Origin of the sequence: Shewanella jiangmenensis, assembly GCF_018596335.1 — a bacterium.
Lineage (GTDB): Bacteria > Pseudomonadota > Gammaproteobacteria > Enterobacterales > Shewanellaceae > Shewanella > Shewanella jiangmenensis.
In genome coordinates this window covers 1-931 of record NZ_JAHEPS010000028.1, presented here as the reverse complement: position 1 = coordinate 931, position 931 = coordinate 1, and the positions used below count along the sequence as shown (strand labels likewise).

Sequence of the window (931 nt, the reverse complement as noted above, 5' to 3'; positions counted from 1 at the left end):
GTAACGACAAACGCGGCTTTATTGCCTCTACCAGACCAAAGCTTTTGCAAGAACTCGGCATCGCTGATGATGCCTGGATAACCTCAGCGAAAGAATTTCGTCGCCAATACAGTGGCATCAGCGGCCGATGGGATGCGATGTGCGCCATGAAAGCCAAATGCGGTGGTAGATGGTGCAGGGGAAAGCCGCATAGCGAAGCAATTCACCCTAGCTAAAACTAACTACTAAAAAGTCGGGTGTTTTATGGGGAGAGTTTTTACATGGAATGTTTAATCGAAGTCAGATATCGGATTGGTCAATCTAACCGCACCAAAGCATACAAATCTGAAATTCGCGCCAGAAAACAGCTCTTACAGGACAGCCAAATCTTTTCTGGGCTGGACTTTAGCTTAAAGGGCGGCATAGGCTGGGTCTATGAGGACATCCAAACCTTTTTGATGTTTCGCATGCCCTCGACTAGGCTTTGAAGTAGCTGTTATTGCCTGTCGAGGTTTGCCATGACCACTGCTCGTCGCCAGTTGATTGAAGGCCCACTTACAGGACATCCAAACCTTTTTGAGGTTTCGCCGCCCCTCGACTAGGCTTTGAAGTAGCCGTTCTTGCCTGTCAAGGAGACAGGACATCCAAACCTTTTTGAGGTTTCGCCGCCCCTCGACTAGGCTTTGAAGTAGCCGTTCTTGCCTGTCGAGGTTTGCCATGACTACCGCTCGTCGCCAATTGATTGATGCCGAGAGCACGCCCTTCTACCACGTGATTAATCGCTGTGTCAGACGGGCGTTTTTGTGTGGTGAAGACGCACTTTCAGGTCGCAGTTATGAGCATCGCCGTGGCTGGATAGTAGATAAAATCAGGCAGTTGTCGTCGATATTTTGTATTGATGTTTGCGCTTATGCGGTGATGTCGAATCACTATCATTTGGTCCTGAAAATTG

At 48.7% G+C, this 931-nt stretch carries 1 protein-coding gene and 1 pseudogene; both read left to right on the top strand.

Annotated elements, in window-relative coordinates; all coding sequences use genetic code 11:
• Positions 1 to 215: pseudogene (locus tag KJI95_RS19370) on the top strand (alpha-amylase family glycosyl hydrolase); the annotation flags it as partial.
• A gap of 481 nt (positions 216 to 696) precedes the next feature.
• The coding region (locus KJI95_RS19365; RefSeq protein ID WP_459543025.1) for a transposase at positions 697 to 931 on the top strand (235 nt) is incomplete at its 3' end.